Annotated in this window: 15 protein-coding genes; 8 read left to right on the top strand and 7 right to left on the bottom strand. The window is 35.6% G+C overall.

Translation table 11 applies throughout. The features are described 5' to 3' along the window. Positions 1 to 418: 418 nt before the first annotated feature. Positions 419 to 3,061, bottom strand: a complete 2,643-nt coding sequence (locus tag Q3Y49_RS01445) for an AsmA family protein (protein WP_303270434.1) — start codon at positions 3,059 to 3,061, stop codon at positions 419 to 421. Positions 3,062 to 3,386: 325 nt separating this feature from the next. On the opposite strand from Q3Y49_RS01445, the gene Q3Y49_RS01440 reads away from it, so the two are divergent. The 3 genes from Q3Y49_RS01440 to Q3Y49_RS01430 all read left to right on the top strand — a co-directional run bounded on the left by Q3Y49_RS01440 (position 3,387) and on the right by Q3Y49_RS01430 (position 6,998). Beyond that, positions 3,387 to 4,922 (top strand): cryptochrome/photolyase family protein, encoded by a 1,536-nt coding sequence (locus Q3Y49_RS01440; RefSeq protein ID WP_303270433.1) that lies wholly within the window; start codon positions 3,387 to 3,389, stop codon positions 4,920 to 4,922. Between the two features lie 146 nt (positions 4,923 to 5,068). Beyond that, complete coding sequence (locus Q3Y49_RS01435) at positions 5,069 to 5,842, top strand: hypothetical protein (RefSeq protein WP_303270432.1); 774 nt, start codon at positions 5,069 to 5,071, stop codon at positions 5,840 to 5,842. 136 nt (positions 5,843 to 5,978) lie between these two features. Beyond that, positions 5,979 to 6,998, top strand: coding sequence for an alkaline phosphatase D family protein (locus Q3Y49_RS01430; RefSeq protein ID WP_303270431.1), 1,020 nt, complete (start codon positions 5,979 to 5,981; stop codon positions 6,996 to 6,998). A gap of 3 nt (positions 6,999 to 7,001) precedes the next feature. Here Q3Y49_RS01430 and Q3Y49_RS01425 read toward each other — a convergent pair whose 3' ends face one another. Next, positions 7,002 to 7,799 carry a DUF481 domain-containing protein gene (locus Q3Y49_RS01425; protein WP_303270430.1) on the bottom strand — a complete coding sequence of 266 codons (798 nt, stop codon included), beginning with the start codon at positions 7,797 to 7,799 and terminating at the stop codon, positions 7,002 to 7,004. Between the two features lie 126 nt (positions 7,800 to 7,925). Here Q3Y49_RS01425 and Q3Y49_RS01420 point away from each other — a divergent pair, with 126 nt between their 5' ends. After that, positions 7,926 to 8,171 (top strand): hypothetical protein, encoded by a 246-nt coding sequence (locus tag Q3Y49_RS01420; protein WP_303270429.1) that lies wholly within the window; start codon positions 7,926 to 7,928, stop codon positions 8,169 to 8,171. A 129-nt stretch (positions 8,172 to 8,300) separates the two neighbouring features. Here the strand turns inward: Q3Y49_RS01420 and Q3Y49_RS01415 are convergent, their stop codons facing one another. From Q3Y49_RS01415 to Q3Y49_RS01395, 5 genes are all read right to left on the bottom strand, one after another. After that, on the bottom strand, positions 8,301 to 9,431 hold the full coding sequence (locus tag Q3Y49_RS01415) for a DNA polymerase III subunit (RefSeq protein WP_303270428.1): 1,131 nt from the start codon (positions 9,429 to 9,431) through the stop codon (positions 8,301 to 8,303). Between the two features lie 12 nt (positions 9,432 to 9,443). After that, positions 9,444 to 10,286 carry a twin-arginine translocase subunit TatC gene (gene tatC / locus Q3Y49_RS01410; protein WP_303270427.1) on the bottom strand — a complete coding sequence of 281 codons (843 nt, stop codon included), beginning with the start codon at positions 10,284 to 10,286 and terminating at the stop codon, positions 9,444 to 9,446. A gap of 3 nt (positions 10,287 to 10,289) precedes the next feature. After that, the gene (gene glyA / locus Q3Y49_RS01405) at positions 10,290 to 11,561 is read right to left on the bottom strand and encodes a serine hydroxymethyltransferase (RefSeq protein WP_303270426.1); all 1,272 of its coding nucleotides are present in this window, start codon (positions 11,559 to 11,561) and stop codon (positions 10,290 to 10,292) included. A 186-nt stretch (positions 11,562 to 11,747) separates the two neighbouring features. Then, positions 11,748 to 12,284 carry an NUMOD4 domain-containing protein gene (locus Q3Y49_RS01400; RefSeq protein WP_303270425.1) on the bottom strand — a complete coding sequence of 179 codons (537 nt, stop codon included), beginning with the start codon at positions 12,282 to 12,284 and terminating at the stop codon, positions 11,748 to 11,750. 88 nt (positions 12,285 to 12,372) lie between these two features. Then, positions 12,373 to 13,650 (bottom strand): replication-associated recombination protein A, encoded by a 1,278-nt coding sequence (locus Q3Y49_RS01395; protein WP_303272084.1) that lies wholly within the window; start codon positions 13,648 to 13,650, stop codon positions 12,373 to 12,375. 54 nt (positions 13,651 to 13,704) lie between these two features. Between Q3Y49_RS01395 and Q3Y49_RS01390 the strand changes: the two genes are divergently transcribed. The 4 genes from Q3Y49_RS01390 to rsgA all read left to right on the top strand — a co-directional run bounded on the left by Q3Y49_RS01390 (position 13,705) and on the right by rsgA (position 17,298). Then, a complete protein-coding gene (locus Q3Y49_RS01390) occupies positions 13,705 to 14,610 on the top strand; it encodes a DMT family transporter (protein WP_303270424.1) in 906 nt (301 codons plus the stop codon). After that, positions 14,591 to 15,070: a DUF4199 domain-containing protein gene (locus tag Q3Y49_RS01385; RefSeq protein ID WP_303270423.1), complete on the top strand. Its 480-nt coding sequence runs from the start codon at positions 14,591 to 14,593 to the stop codon at positions 15,068 to 15,070. The genes Q3Y49_RS01390 and Q3Y49_RS01385 overlap by 20 nt, the downstream gene beginning before the upstream one ends. A gap of 63 nt (positions 15,071 to 15,133) precedes the next feature. After that, entirely contained in the window at positions 15,134 to 16,384 is a 1,251-nt protein-coding gene (locus tag Q3Y49_RS01380) for a 3-deoxy-D-manno-octulosonic acid transferase (RefSeq protein ID WP_303270422.1), read from the top strand. After that, positions 16,381 to 17,298 carry a ribosome small subunit-dependent GTPase A gene (rsgA, locus tag Q3Y49_RS01375; protein WP_303270421.1) on the top strand — a complete coding sequence of 306 codons (918 nt, stop codon included), beginning with the start codon at positions 16,381 to 16,383 and terminating at the stop codon, positions 17,296 to 17,298. Before Q3Y49_RS01380 ends, rsgA begins: the two co-directional genes overlap by 4 nt. The last annotated feature ends 184 nt before the right edge of the window (positions 17,299 to 17,482 follow it).

Raw genomic sequence — 17,482 nt, 5'->3', positions numbered from 1 at the left:
TAATTAAGGTACTCAGAATTCATGGCTTCTGCAAAATAATTTGTTTACGATTGAAAAATGACTTTTGGTTCTAGAGATTCCTTATTATCCAATTAAATATTAGCAAAAACGTTATCCGCAGTTTTCTATACTTTCCTTGCTTGTTGTCACTGAATTACCTTTTTACTCCATCCGCCTTCCTTCCAAAGTAATAGCTTCTTTTGAATCCATCTACCATTTGCAGAATTAGATCTTAGTTGTATTTTGTGGCTAAAAGTGGTTCAGGAACTTAAGCAATTGGCATAAAGATTCTTATACATCAAATAGTATGATATTGACCTTATTTTAAATCTTTTATTAAGCAATATTACACTGAAATAAAAAAAGCAGGAATTTAGAAATTCCTGCTCAGATACATATTTTAACGAATTGCTAGCTGTTAGCGACCATCACCAAACATATCTTTCAATTTGTTCTTGGCTTTCTTCTTCAATTTTTCTTTTTCTTCTTCAGCTTTTTTCTTTGCCTCTTCTTCAGCTTGCTTTTTCTTTCTCTCCAATTCTGCTTTTGCACTATCTTTCACAGCCTGAGCTTTCTCCTCTACTTCAGCCTTCAGTTTTTCTTTCTCCTCATTTAGTTTATCAACTGCTTGCTCCTTTACAGAAGAGGCAACTGAGCTGCCTCCTTCAGTTGTGGTTTTACCTAACTGTACACGTGGGTCGGTATAGGTGCCACCTATATTGAAATTTAGATTGACAGAACTCCCAACAGCTTCTATATTGCTTCCTAATAAATTGGAAATAGCAGTATTGGCTGCCTTTCCTATACTACCTGTTGGTACATTCACTTTTAAGTTATAGGCAATATCTCCTGCTAATCCTGTACTTCCGTCAATGGTGGCCTTGTATTTCCCCATATTAACATCAAATGGTTTTACACTTAATCTACCGTCTTTAATTTCAGCTTGAACTTTCATGTCTTTGATTTTGACTTCATTGGTATTATCCAGTTTTGAAAGAGAAGTCACTCCTTTGATGACTTTCGAATCTTTTACTGCTGCCTCTGCAATTTTGATCAATCCGCCACCACTCAGGCTTGCTAAATCAGGAATCATTTCTTGAGTCAGCAAACCGCCAATAGTGAAGTCTGTACTAAATTTACCCTCCATTTTCTCAGCAATTGGTACAAATTTTTGTACTGTCACTACATTTTTGAATGTTTCGGGAATGCTAATTTGAGAAATATCTAGTCTGAAATTGAATTTTGGCTCATATTCGTCTTGACTATTATAAACCCCAGCCATTTTAATAGAACCTCCTAACATATCTACTTTCATAGGGTCTAATGTTAAGATTCCGTCTTTTACCTGAATTTGACCAACTGCATTTTTCATTACAAAATTATCATACTTGATAGTTTGTGCAGTGGCATCGAAAGTAAAATCTATAGTTTTAGGAATCACCACGACTTCCATTGCTGTTGAATCTTCCGAGCTTTCTGTTGTGTCTTCTTCTGATACGCCCATCATTTCGTTGATATCCAATAGGTTAGAGGTCAATTTCATATTACCCTGGATGATTGCATTCTCGTCAATTGCATAGGCGATGTAATTACTAACGCTTCCATTCAAAGTAAAATCGCTTTTCCCGTAGTTTCCTGTTAAAGCAGTGAGATTGATGGATTGTGGATTAAAATCCATAGTGGCGTTCGTAATTGTAAAATCTGGAGCATCTTTTTCAGCATAGGAAAAATTTTGCATGACAAGATTACCCGTGGTGATCAGTTTATCATAATTCTCTTGCTCTACATCTACATAAGAACCTTTAGAGTTAATATCGGCTTTTATGATTCCGCCCATTTTGAAATCTTCAGAGGGTTCTATTTTAGAAATGATATCTAAATTTAAACCTCCTTGCATACTTAATTCCCAAATCGGGGAATCAAAATTATTGACCACGGCCTGTGCGGTAAATCGGTCTTTATCGATAGTCAGCCCAAAATTTTTCAATTCTAAAAATCCATCCTTTAAATCGCCTGATTCAGATTTTGCATGCAATTCCATTGCTATTTTCTCTATCGGAAGCGGAACATCGGGTGCCTTTACAAATGCATCTCTCACTACTAAGTCCACAGCAAATCCGGGCATTTTGGTATCACTATAAATTCCTTTGATATAACCTGAAAAATCAAATTCACCTTTTGTTTCTAAATCGTCAAAACCGTCAGCATACATTCCGGGCACTAAAGAAAGTACATTTTTAAATTCGGTATCAGTAGTAGCAAAATTGATATCCATATCATAATCATCGGTGGGCATTGCGAAATAACCATCAAAATTCAGGTGGAAATCGTTTAAGGTTGCCTTAGCATCCTTAAAAGTAAATTTCATATTTTCCATATCCATCCCTAGAAATAAATCTGCTTCTAAGGTTTTATGTGCTACAAAAACATCGCCACCATAAGCAAAAGAAAAATCTTCGGCTGTAGTTTTGGTTTGCATATCAAAAACAGATTGCGTAAAATCACCATTTCCAGTGTGATCGACTCCCGTTAGTGAAATAGCCACTTCATACATTTGATCATAATAGTTGATTCTACCATTCTTAATTTCCCAATGATCAATTCCAAATTTAAACTCCTCTTGAGAAGTAGAAGGCGCTTCAGTTTCTTCGTTTTCTGAAGGATAGGTAATATCATAGTTTGCCGAACCATCTTCTAATACTAGAATATTGATTAAGGGTTGATCAAGCATAATCCCCTTAATATTTAAGGGTTCTCCTTTTATAATAGCAACTATATCCATTTCTACAGCGAAATCCTTGGCGGAAAAAAGTGTATCCCCTTCAAATGTTTCTTTGCCAGTAATGGAAAAATCACGTACACCTAGCGTTAGATCGGGAAAGTTAGAGAGTAAAGAAATACTGATTTTTGACAGTTCAAAATTCACATTAGCATTGACCGAGTTATCAATTTCCGTCTGAACAGCCGAAACTATTCGATCCTTAAATAGAACTGGAACCAATATAATGGTCAACACGAAAAGTGCAATTATACTACCGAGGACGATTAATAGCTTTCTCATAAATTCTCTTAATTTTATACTAGTGTAAATTTAGAAATAAAAAACAATACCTAAAGAATACGCAGTGTATATCGAACTGTTATTAATCATTTATTTTATTAATCATTACGTAATACTATTTGACCTACTTTCTCATTTTGCTGTTTTTGATAATTCATCTTAGTTTTTTATTGATTGTTGAACTGAGCAGTGAGATTTTACTATTACAATAATCAAAGTTAGAGATGACGGCTTTCTTCGCACTAAGGATAAAGGAAATTTATTATTTAGGAGTGATACCTTTTAACAATTGATTTTAATCATAGTTGATTATGAAATTGCAGTTATGAAAAAGACTTTAAGATTAGTATTGGGAGATCAACTTAATGAAAGACATTCCTGGTTTTCGGATGTCAATGACAAAGTATTATATGTGATGATGGAAATGCGCCAGGAAACGGATTATGTTACTCATCACATTCAAAAAGTAGTTGCTTTCTTTTCAGCTATGAGAAGTTTTAAGATCTCTTTAGAAGAGAAAGGTCATAATTTTCTCTATTTGAAAATATCTGATAGCAATAATAAACAATCACTAGTAGAAAACATTAATCGAATAATACAGGAAAATAATATAGAACATTTTGAATACCAATTGCCCGATGAATATAGGTTGGACCAACAGTTGCAAGACCTGTGCACGGAACTTTCAATTTCTTCCGCTGCGGTAGATTCGGAACATTTTTTAACGAAAAGAAGTGATATTGCTGAATTTTTTGAAGGTAAAAAACAATTCTTAATGGAGAATTTCTACCGGCAGATGAGAAAAGAGCACGATATTCTCATGGATGGAAAAGAGCCAGTTGGAGGGAAGTGGAATTTTGACCAAGAAAATAGAAATAAATATAAGGGGGATGTTCCAATTCCTCCTGCATACAGCTATAAAACGTATGTTGCTGATGTCCTGTCAGAAATAGAGGATTCGGGAATCAAAACTATAGGTAAGATCGATGCCGAAAATTTTCATTGGCCTATAAATAGGAAGGAGGCTCTCCAATTTACTCGCTATTTTTGCCGTGAACTGTTGCAGAATTTTGGAACTTATCAGGATGCCATGCACACAGAACAGAAATTCTTGTTTCATTCAAGAGTTTCATTTGCCCTTAATTCAAAATTAATTTCACCGAAGGAATTGGTTGATAAAGTCGTTGAAGAATGGGAAGATAATCAGGATAAAATAAACATCGCTCAGGTGGAAGGCTACATTCGACAGGTGATTGGATGGAGAGAATATATGAGAGGGATCTATTGGGCAAAGATGCCTGATTATGCAGAAAAGAATTTCTTCGAGCATGATAGAAAACTACCAGATTTCTACTGGACGGGGGAGACCAAAATGAAGTGTATGGAGAAGTCTATAAAACAATCTTTATCTGATGCATACGCTCATCATATCCAACGCTTGATGGTGACTGGAAACTTTGCATTACTAAACATGACTAATCCTGCTGAGGTGGATAAATGGTATCTGGGAATTTATATTGATGCAATAGAATGGGTAGAAATAACCAACACAAGAGGAATGAGCCAATTTGCAGATGGAGGAATCGTAGGCTCTAAACCCTATCTTGCTAGTGCTAATTATATGCATAAAATGAGTAATTATTGCTCCAATTGTTTCTATGACCACAAGAAGAAAGTAGGAGAAAAAGCTTGTCCTTTTAATAGTCTCTACTGGAACTTCTATAATACACACAGGGATAAACTGAAAAAAAACCAGCGAGTTTCGATGATGTACAGGACCTGGGATAAAAAATCCGATCAAGAGAAACATAAATTATTAGAACAAGCAGATTACTATTTAGAACACGTTAATGAGCTTTAAACTGATTTGTTTAGTATAAAAAACTATAAGTCAGCCAATTAAAAAACTGCTTAAGAGAAATTTTATATTATCTATTTATTATATTTATTAATAAATTGTTAACTTTATATAATGCTAAATCGTTGTATGTTAACATTAAGGTAATATTGAAAACAGTTTTAACACCATATCGGCATATTTTAAATTATATTTCAGGAGGGCTTGTTTTAATTCTCTTAAGCACACTTCATATAAAAGCTCAAAATTTTGACCCAAAGAACAAAGAGCTTTTGAATGACATTACATTTATTGCGTCAGTTGATAAATTTGAAAATCATAATGCTTGGAATAGATTAATTAGAAAGTTAGAGAGCAAATCAAAAGCAGATAACGAGTACTTTTTGGAGTATTTGTTTTACAAAACACATCAAAAACTTCTTAAAGAATATAAAAAAGGAACTACTTTCAATAATTTATTGGAAACTGGGGATTACGATTGCGTATCAGCGAGTATCACTTATTCTATCTTGTTAAAGTATTTTGATATTACCCACAAGATAATCGAAACAGACTATCACGTTTTTATAATTGCAGAAATAGGTGAGCAAGAATATGTTTTAGAAACCACCGACCCGGGAAACGGTTGGATTTCTGATGAAGAAGAGGTTCAGGATTTTAAAAAAGATTTTTTACCGGATACTAATTCTGCTTTGATGAATCAACAGCAATCGGTAGGAGCTAATAGCTACGGTCAACCAAATTCGAAGACTATTTATAAAGAGATAAGTTTGAGACAATTAAGCGCATTACAGTATTTCAATCAGGGGCTGATTGCAATACACAACCAAGATTACCGACTGGCTACAAGAAGACTGCAGCAAGCCTTAAATCTTTATAATTCTGAGCGTATCAATACAGTGTTTAAAATTGTGGCTCAATAGATTCAGTTTTCCTTTATCTGCATAGCGCTGCGAATAATATCAATTCTTAATAGAAATTAGCAAAAATTTAATCTTTAATAGCTGTCATTGTTGATTAATGCAATAAATTTGCGATTAATCGACAAACGAAGAAACTATGCCAAGATTTACTTTATCATTTTTGATTTCTCTTTTTACCATCACTTCCGTTTTTGCTCAGGATCAAACTTTTGAATTCGACTCCAAAAACACATTGACTTTGGCCTTTGGCTCATGTAATCGACAAAACTTAGAACAACCCTTATGGCAACCTATAATTGAACATAGTCCAGATCTTTTTATGTTTCTGGGGGATAATATTTATGGTGATACAGATGACATGACAGTCTTGCGAGAGAAATATGAGTTGCAGAAAAATCAGATTGATTACAAAACCCTGAGAGAACAAGTGCCGATTATTGGTGTTTGGGATGATCATGATTACGGTAAAAATGACGCTGGACAAGAATATGAGTTTAAGAAAGAGAGCCAACAATTATTTTTAGATTTCTTTGACGTATCTCAAGATGATCCTAGAAGAGAAAGAGAAGGGGCTTACTCTTCCTATAATTTAAAGTGGAAATCACATACCATTAAAGTGATTTTATTGGATGCCCGATATCATAGGGATCATTTGGATCGCGTTAACCGAGTTTATCAAAAGAACGAAAAAGGTACGATTCTAGGTGAGGCTCAGTGGGCTTGGTTGGAAAAGGAATTATCGGATCCGACAGTTTCTCTTTATATAATTGCTAGTGGTATTCAATTCATCCCAGAAGATCATGATTATGAAAAATGGGCCAACTTTCCGAAAGAGAGACAGAAGCTAATTGATTTAATTCAAAAGAAGCAACCAAAAGGCGCATTACTTTTAAGTGGAGATCGACATATTTCCGAAATTTCCAGTTTACAGGTAGAGGATCTAGATTATCCATTGATTGATGTTACTTCTAGTGGCTTAACTCATGTTTGGGAAAATGCACCACAAGAACCCAATCAACACCGAATTGGAAAGTTAGTAAACAAGCTAAATTATGGTTTAGTAAAAATCGAAGAATCTGAAAGCGGCTTAAGGGTTATTTCAGAAATAAGAGGTGAAAACCAAGATTTACTTCAGGTTTTTGGAATAGTTTATTAATAATCAAATATTAATACTGAAACTAAAAGTCACATTGTGATATAATTTATCAATAGGAACTACTGGGCTTGGGTCATATGTATTTTGATATAGCAGGGTTAGGCCCAGATATTTGGTTAGTTTATAAGTTAATCTTGAGCTACTTCCTGCTCTGGGTACATTAAAAAGGTTTTCGATTTTATCTTGGTAGTAGATACTTAAATCCAACAGGAACTTGTCCGAAATTCTTTGTTTGTAGCTAATGTAGCTACCTAATCTTATTTGTTCGTTGGTGATCGGGTTTGCTGGGTTGGGAATAACTTCGGAATCAGGAACACCTCTGTAATCCCATCTTTCGTACTCATAAAAAGGACCAATTCCAGCGAAAATTCCAGCACTTTTTTTATACAGTATTCTCCACCTAAAGTTTGCTCCTGCTGCATACTTCCTGTCCAACCCTCTTACTTCGTTCCAATGAGCCTGAAAATAGGGTTCTAAAGCGAAAGGGAGGGTGTCTTGTATTCTTCTATATTCGATAAAAAAATAGCCACCGCTTTCAAATGTCTCATCACCAAAGCGTGATAATTCTACCTTATTGGCAATTGTGAAGGCATTGTGATCAAAAAGAATTGAAAAATCAGCAGTATTTTCAAACTTAATCAGGTCTTCTTTTAGGTTTTGATATTGGAAACTAGGTACAATATTTCCTGTAATATGCTTAGTGGTGTCTAAAATAACTGCAAAGTTCTCAAAATGTAGAATTTGACCTACTGCAGAAAAAGACAAAATAAATAGAGCTATTGTAAAAAATATTTTAGGCATATGACTGTCGATACGTTGTCTGTATAATTTATGGAAATTTTATTAAGAAAAATACACTGAGCAGCAGATTGTTTAGAATTTACAGTCAAACTCCAATTTTATTGTGTTGTGTATTTATTGAAATTTATGTATAAGTTTATACTGTTTAATGCTAAATCAAGTGCTTTGAGGCTGACATTTGTATTTGCGTTTCTAGTTTTATTTGGGATGTTGGATATCTTTCAGAATATGATACACTGGATGTATTGGCTGTCACCAATTTTACCAGCATTAGTGATTTGGGTTTTCTTTCTTATGGAGAAGATAGGTGATTTTTCTGAGAACCCCTTTGAGGGCAGCTATAATGATGTTCCAATTACGGCCATATCATAAACAATTGAAATTGATTTGCGGGAAATGATCAATGATCAAAATATACCTCAGCCGTCAAAGGCGGAAAACGGTTTTTTGTTGTAAAAAGAGTCAAGTTGAAAATGGAGAGCCTTGCGAAAGCTATGTTTACTATTTCATTCTCAGAATAGCAGAAAGCTGAAGAGAAACATTTAGTAATGTCATTTTTGCACTGGCATTTCTTTCCAAATAGTATGTGGCCTTATTAAGGATGTCATTCATCTGAGCAATTTTTTCTAAGCTTAAGGTTTTGCTGAATTTCATAACAAATTGCTCGTGTTCGTCAGGAACTCTCATCAATTCAGTACTTTGCATTAGTGCTACTAGTGATTCCCTCAAAATATTTTCTGCATGAACAAGCCATTGTTGTTGATTCATTTTACCCCACTTATGAAAGTCTTCTGATCGCCTCACTAGTTTAGTGTAATCGTTAGCCCAACATTCACGCATCCATTGTTCAAATTCTTGTTGTGCATCATCTGAAACGTCATCTATCAATTCTACAGCTTTATGCAAATCACCCTGGGCAATATGAGCTAGTTGCTTTGCTTGATTTTCAGCGACCTCATATTTGGAGACCAGAATACTCTTTACTTCTTCATCAGAATAATTCGGTACATGCACGGCTTGAGTTCTTGAAATGATTGTACCGATTAGTTTTTCTCTATTATTGGACACTAATAAAAATACAGTCTTATCAGAAGGTTCCTCAATAATTTTCAAAAGTGCATTGGCAGCAGAAGGGTGTAAATATTCTGGTAACCAGATCAGCATAATCTTGTATTTTCCTTCAAATGCTTTCAAAGATAAATTTCGGATAATGTTTTTGCTTTCGTCTTTTGCTAAATTCAACTGCCTATTTCCTGTACCAATATGATCAATCCAATTTGATACTGACGCAAAAGGATCTTTCAGGAGAAAAGATCTCCAATACTTCATAAAGTTATTACTCAGTTTAGAGTCATCGCCTTTAATATTGTCGTTAGCTGCAGTTGGAAATGAGAACTGAAAATCGGGATGAATGAATTTCGCATTTTTATGGCAGGAATTGCACTCTCCACAAGCATCATCTTCATTAGGATTTTCGCAATTTAAATAGGTTGCATAAGCCAAAGCCATTGGTAAGTTGGCAGTACCTGGATTTCCCCAAAATAATTGTGCATGGGCAATTTTACCGGTTTTAACACCCTTTATCAGCTGATCTTTTAAATCTGTAAGTCCCGGTATATTGGCAAATAGCATACTATGTGTTTATTAGCTTTCTTCTAATTTCTTTAAATCTGCTTCTTTCTTATCTTTCCTCTTGTGGATAATAGCAGAAATATAAATACTTATCTCATATAAAATCAATAACGGAAAGGAAATCAGCAATTGACTTATAGGATCAGGTGGAGTTATGAAAGCACTAATTACTAAAATAACTACAATAGCAATTTTTCTATACTTTTTCAAAATCTGTGGATTGATAATCCCAGCCTTACTCATAAACAAAATCACCATAGGCAGCTGAAACATTAATCCACATGCTAGTACCAACATGGTTAAAGTAGAAACATAGGAAGTAATATCGAATTCATTCAAAACGGAAGCATCTACTTGATAATTTGCCAAAAAGTTGATAGAAATAGGTGCGACTATATAATATCCGAACAAAACTCCAGACATAAATAGCAAGCTTACAAAAAAAGTAGCGCCTCTGCTTGTCTTCTTTTCATTATCATATAATGCTGGACTCACAAATCGCCACATTTCCCAAAAGAAATATGGAAAGGCCACTATAATACCCAATACTATGGAAGATGTGATGTGCATACTGAATTGCCCAGTCATTTTCCTACTTTGAATAATGAATGGTAGCTCTTCTATGCAAAAAGCAGTTGAATTCGCTACAGTTTGCCCCAGATTACATGCCATTTGGTAAAACCAGAAGTCAGGTCTTGAAGGGCCCAAAATTAAGGTTCCAAAGACAAACTCTTTTGAAGCAAAAGCTATGATAGAAAAAAGTACAACTGCGGATAAGGCCCTAACGATGTGCCATCGAAATGCCTCCAGATGATCTAAAAAGCTCATCTCCGCTTGTGGTTGATCTGCTGGCATAATTTATTTAAACAAAGGAAACTCTACCATCCATTCATTGATTTCACTCTTAACTTGTGCAATTTTTTGCTTGTCTTCATGCTGAGTGATTACTGTATCAATGAAATCCACAATTCTTCCCATATCAGATTCAACTAATCCCCTCGATGTTACTGCAGCAGTTCCTATTCTCATACCGGAAGTAACAAATGGTGATTTATCATCAAATGGTACCATATTTTTATTGATAGTGATATCTGCTTCACCTAAAACGGCCTCAGCGATTTTACCGGTAATTCCTTTTGAACGTAAATCGATCAGCATTAAATGGTTGTCTGTTCCACCTGATATGATTTTATAATCTCGCTCCATAAACGCTTTAGCCATAACCTCAGCGTTTTTCTTCACTTGAAGAATATAATTGAAATAATCATCGGTCAAACATTGTCCAAATGCAACAGCCTTGGCAGCTATGACGTGCTCTAAAGGTCCTCCTTGCGTACCTGGGAATACACCTGAATCCAATAGTTGAGTCATTTTACGTAATTCACCTTTAGGATTCTTATATCCAAATGGATTGTCAAAATCATCCCGCATCATAATTAAGCCACCTCTTGGCCCTCTTAAAGTTTTATGAGTTGTCGTGGTTACAATATGACAATAGTCCAGAGGATCATCTAAGAGCCCTCTGGCAATTAAACCGCTAGGATGAGATATATCTGCTAACAGGATAGCGCCTACTTCATCGGCAACTTCCCTTAGTTTTTTATAGTTCCATTCGCGGCTATATGCAGAGGCACCGCAAATGATCATTTTCGGCATTTCTTTTTTAGCAGTGGCCTCAACTTTATTCCAGTCAATCAAGCCTGTTTCTTCCTCTACGCCATAAAAAGAAGGCTGATACAATTTACCAGAAAAATTAACTGACGAGCCATGTGTTAGATGACCACCATGGGATAAGTCAAAACCTAATATTTTATCGCCAGGATTCAGACAAGCTAGCATCACAGCTGCATTTGCTTGAGCACCAGAATGTGGCTGAACATTAGCCCAAGTAGCACCAAATAATTCTTTAACTCTTTCTATGGCCAAATTTTCAACCTCATCTACCACTTCGCATCCACCGTAATATCTTTTACCTGGTAAGCCTTCTGCATATTTATTGGTCAACACGCTGCCCATTGCTTCCATTACTTCGGGCGAAGTGAAATTCTCAGATGCGATCAATTCCACACCGATTTCCTGTCTTTTTTGCTCCTTTTTAATAAGGTCGAATATAATATTGTCTCTTTGCATTTTGTATACCAATTTGGGCTTAAAATTAGCGCAGAATTACGGGATAAACAATTGTATTGCTTGAAGCTTTTGCAATCCAGAGTATAAATTTATGATTAGGATAAAGATATAGCTCGTAAAAGTAAAAAAGCATGCTCCTAATTAAAGTAAGCATGCTTTTTAATTCAAGATGAAATTGATAATTAATTAATCATCAATTGTTACATGTCCCCAATTGTGTCCTTTTCTAATTCTATTCAGTTGTGTATGAGTGATTCCAAACTGTCTGGCGATTTGACTGTATCTCGTCTTCTCGTTTTTCAACATTTTTTTAATCACTCTAACATCAGATTCTGTTAATTTATATCCTGTAACTCTTTTCTTTAAAACTTTTGGATTTTTGTTATTGTGGTCTGCCAGCTCTCTTTCAGAAACCCATTTTAAATTACTAACATGATTATTTGATTTATCGTAATCCAAGTGAGTCACATAGACCTGATTGTCATTATCTTTTGGGATAAATGATTCAGCAACCAGACGGTGTACATAATAGCTTTGTGTAATTCTTTTGTCAAATCGAACCATAATGGCTTGATAGCCATTAACATTAGAGCCCTTGATGATTTTTCCGGTTTCACGTGTAGAATAACTTTTTATCCGACCGTAATTAGAGACTTCATATTTTGCATGCGGTAGATCCACATTGAATTCAATCTCTTTCCACTTTTCCAGTTTTGGATCCATGTGCTTTCTTAGTTATAGTTTGTGCTTAGTTATATCAAAATTAAAGGTAGCTAATTAAATGAATAAAAAAAATACCATAATTCTTAGATTAGTCATAATTGTACTTTTTTCGCCATAGATTTTGTAGCTTTTGTCGAAAATCTTTTTCTCTTGCATTGCCCTGAGGCTCGTAGAGAGTCTTTTTACTAATCTCATCGGGCATAAACTCTTGGAAGGCAAAATTTTCAGGAAAGTCGTGAGAATACTTATATCCGCTACCGTAATTCATGTCTTTCATCAGCTTTGTCGGGGCATTTCGTAAATGCAAAGGCACAGGTAAATCACCAGTTTCTCGAACTAATTGTTTAGCTTTTTTAATGGCCAGGTAGGAAGCGTTGCTTTTCGGAGAACAGGCTAAATAGGTTACACATTGCGCCAAAACAATTTCTGCTTCTGGATACCCAATCATCGTAACGGCTTGAAAAGTGTTAGTAGCAATTAATAGAGCATTTGGGTTGGCTAGTCCAATATCCTCAGAGGCAGAAATCAATAATCTTCTGGCTATAAATTTCACATCTTCCCCTCCTTCGATCATTCTTGCTAGCCAGTAAAGTGCGGCATTTGGGTCACTTCCTCTTATACTTTTGATGAATGCTGATATGATATCGTAGTGTTGCTCACCGGATTTATCATAAATTGCCATTCTATTCTGTGCAATTTCTTTCACTTTGTCGTTAGTAATCTCGATTTGTTCATTCTGACCAAAGGCATCGATTACCAATTCGAATAAGTTCAGAAGTTTTCTTGCATCACCACCTGACAGCTGAATTAGGGCTTCATATTCTTTAATATCAATATTGAGCTCTTTTAATTTTTCATCTTTCCCTAATGCAGTTTTTATTAGCCCTTTTAGATCGTCCAATTCGAGTGCTTTTAAGGTATAAACTTGACATCTAGAAAGGAGAGCTGAATTCACCTCAAAGGAAGGATTTTCTGTAGTGGCACCTATTAAAGTAATCACCCCTTTTTCTACAGCACCCAAAAGAGCATCTTGCTGAGACTTGTTGAAGCGATGAATTTCATCAATAAATAGGATGATTTTTCCCGAACGGGATGCCTGTTGAATCACTTCTCGTACATCCTTTACCCCGGCACTTATTGCACTTAAAGTCTGGAATGGAGCCTTCACTTGATTAGCAATAATATTAGCAATGGTAGTCTTTCCGACTCCTGGAGGTCCCCAGAAGAGCATTGAGGGTACTTTTCCTTGAGCAATTGTTAATCTTAAAACGCCTTTTTCACCCACTAAATGTTGCTGACCAACTAATTCATCCAATCGTGTAGGTCGCATTCTTTCCGCCAACGGTTTATCTTCTCCAAATATCATAATCCTTCTAACTTTATAATCTGCAATATCCGCATAATCCCTTACTTTTGCCAAATGAATAAGACCTGGCAAATTCACGGAGCACTGGCACTTGTAGGCTTGATCTATGGAGCGAATTATGTTATCGCAAAAGGAGTGATGCCTAATTATATGAGTCCCAATGCTTTTATATTGTTGAGAGCAACGGTGGCCACTGTTCTTTTTTGGATTTATCATGCTCTCACCTCTTCAGAAAAAGTCATCAGAAAAAAAGATTACTGGTTATTTGCTAAGTGTGCAGTTTTTGGGGTGATGGGAAATCAGCTTATTTTCTTCAATGGACTAAGTCTGACCAGTCCTGTGAATGCGAGTATCATCATGACAGCCAATCCGATCATAGTCTTGGCAATTTCCTTTTGGCTGCTGAACGAGAAGATTACCTGGCGCAAAGTGATCGGTATTTTGATTGGTGCACTAGGAGTAATTTTGCTAGTACTAAATAAAGAAGTGAGTATAGATAACGATGCGTTTTTAGGAGACATTTTTATTTTCCTTAATGCTACTTTTTATGGAATTTATTTGGTAATGGTGAAGCCACTCATGCACAGATATGAACCCATTACGGTGATTAAATGGGTGTTCCTCTTCGGGACGATCATGATTGTGCCCTTTGGAATTGTGCCAATCATCGATGTGGAATTTCAGACGTTCCCAACAGGAATTTGGTATAGTATCATTTATGTAATAATTGGAACTACGTTTTTGGCTTATCTTTTGAATGCCATGGCTTTGAAGCATGTTAATTCTACCATTGTGGGATATTATATTTATTTACAACCTGTATTTGCTACGCTTATTACTATTCTAATTGGTCAAGAAGTTTTTCGCTGGGAAAAGACATTATTTGCAATGATGATATTTTTTGGAGTATATTTAGTAAGTCAACAAAAGAAAATAAGACATGAAAAAGTACCTGATTGAAATTAAATGGGGATTAATATTTGTGATTATGATGCTTCTCTGGATGTTTTTTGAAAAGGCTATGGGGTGGCATGATGAAAATATAGCAGATCATGCTACTTATACCAATTTTGTAGCGATTCCTTCTATTATTGTATACGTGTTAGCATTGTTAGAAAAACGTAAAAAGCATTTCAATAATGTAATGACTTGGAAGCAAGGGTTTGTTTCAGGTATGATCATTACGGCCGTGGTTGTGATATTGACACCATTTAGTCAATTGGTTACGCATGAATTAATCACACCTGAATATTTTGAGAACCTAAAAGCTTACGCGATCGAGCAAGGACAGATGACACAAGAAGAAGCAAAAGATTATTTCAATTTGAATAGTTATTTATTACAAAGTGTAGTTGGAGCTTTAATCATGGGTGCCCTAACTTCTGCCCTTGTTGCTATTTTTGTGAGGAGAAAGGGGTGATGAAATTACATTAATATTTTTAAATGGTTCTTTTTAGAGAATATTTACCCTTAATTTTACCTCATGGGTGAATTTTTTTATCGGTTGGGTATATTGTTTTTAAGTCTGGGGGTAAAACTTCATGCAGTCATTAGTAAGAAATCCAAGAAGTTTGTAGAGGGTCGTAAAGATTTATTTTCTGATTTGGAGCAAAGGTTTAAGTCGGTTGAGCAGCCAATAGTTTGGTTCCACTGTGCGTCCTTAGGTGAATTTGAGCAAGGTAGACCTGTCATGGAAGCATTTAAGAAAGATCATCCAAACTTCTTTATCTTGTTGACTTTTTTTTCACCCTCTGGTTATGAGGTTCGAAAGAACTATGAGTTGGCAGATTACATTTGTTACATGCCTTTGGATACTGCTGCAAATGCCAGGCAGTTCGTCAATATTACAAATCCTAAGATGGCATTCATTATAAAATATGAATTCTGGCACTATCATTTAAAAGCATTGTCAGAATCAGATTGCTGGGTATATTCCATTTCAGCTATTTTCCGTTCTAATCAACGGTTCTTTAAATTGTATGGAAGTTTCCATAGAAATATATTAACATATTTTGATCATCTTTTTGTCCAAAACAAAACTGTAGCGGCACTACTGAAAGGGATTCACATTCATAATGTGACGGTTAGTGGAGACACACGTTTTGATAGGGTGAAGTCTATTACGGATAATGTTAGGCCTGAGGAAATGTTTGTTGAATTCTCTAACGACCATCCTATTTTAATTGGAGGAAGTACCTGGGAGTCTGACATTGAAGTAATTGCACCATTTTTACATCAAAACCCGGAGTGGAAAGCCATTATTGCTCCACATGATATTAGTGAGAGTAATTTGAGAGTACATGAAGAGATATTGGCAATTTCTACTTGTCGTTTAAGTGAAATAGAGTCTGCTAATAAATCAGAAACAAGAGTTATTCTGATTGATAATATAGGCATGCTGTCATCCCTCTATCAATATGGGAAAATAGCATTCATTGGAGGAGCATTTGGGGACGGATTGCATAATACGTTGGAAGCTGCTTGCTTTGGCTTACCTATTTTTTTTGGAAACAAAAATTACAGTAAATTTCAAGAAGCAGTGGATTTAATAAAGGCTAAAGCAGCTTTTAAAGTGGCAGATTCACAGGATTTTTTGTCCCTAATAAAATCAGAGGAGATTAAATTAGAGGAATCCTCTCAAAGAGCATTGGAATATGTTAATAAGAATTTCGGAGCTACTGAGAAGATAATGAAACATATAGGGCCTATCATCCACAAAATGGAGTTATCATGATTAAAGGAAGAGTTTTTAAATCGACTGGAAGTTGGTACACAGTTTTTGCTGACGGTAAATTCTATGAGTGCCGATTGAGGGGTAAACTTCGCTTGGATGATGAGAAAGTGACTAACCCTGTGGCGGTAGGAGATTGGGTGAATATTGCGCCTGAAAATGATAAGGAAGCTATTATCAAAGATGTTTTACCAAGAGAAAATTATATAATCAGGAAATCTACTCGAAAAAAGAAGCATAGCCACCGATTGGCGGCCAATCTTGACCAAGCAGTTCTGGTAGTCACTTTGGCCTTTCCCAGAACGAGTTTAGGATTTATTGACCGTTTTTTAGTGAGTTGCGAGTCGTTTCGAATTCCTGCAGTATTGGTATTTAATAAAGCAGATTTATTGGATGAAGAGGGCTTAGAATATTATGAAGCACTTAAATTCGATTATCAGGAATTGGGATATAAAGTTTTATTGGTATCGGCTGAAGAGAATGTAGGGATAGAAGAATTTAAAGCCTCTTTAGAAGGAAAAACCTCACTTCTTGCAGGTCATTCAGGAGTAGGGAAATCTACCTTGCTGAACTTAATTTCACCATATATAGAACAAAGAATAGGGGAGGTGTCCGAATCAGTTGGAAAAGGAGTGCATACCACTACTTTTGCCGAAATGTTTGAGGCATGGGCAGGAACTTTCGTGATTGATACCCCAGGCATTAAGGAATTGGGCTTATGGGATATTGGCAATGAAGAGCTTAGTCATTACTTTCCTGAAATGAGGCAATATATTGGTGATTGCAAATTTAATAATTGTACTCACACCCATGAGCCAGGCTGTGCTTTCCGTGAAGCCATGGAAGTGGGAAAAATAGCACCAAGCCGTTACGAGAGTTATCTAAGTATTTTAGAGGATGAGGATAGTCATCGCTAATTAAATACAAAGTATGGTATTTAATATATACTCTATTTAAATGCAGAAAAAGTGACAACCTAAGACTGAAATTAAGCGCAAAGGCGCCAAACCACATAGAAAATATGAATAAGGACAGCTGATGGCTGGGATTTAACCACAAAAGAGTCGAAAGAAAACAAAGGTATTTTCGCTAAAGCGAAAA

It is taken from the genome of Marivirga harenae (assembly GCF_030534335.1).
In the GTDB taxonomy this organism is placed as follows: domain Bacteria; phylum Bacteroidota; class Bacteroidia; order Cytophagales; family Cyclobacteriaceae; genus Marivirga; species Marivirga harenae.
Note: the sequence above shows the minus strand (reverse complement) of the source record. Positions and strands in the feature narration are given on the sequence as shown.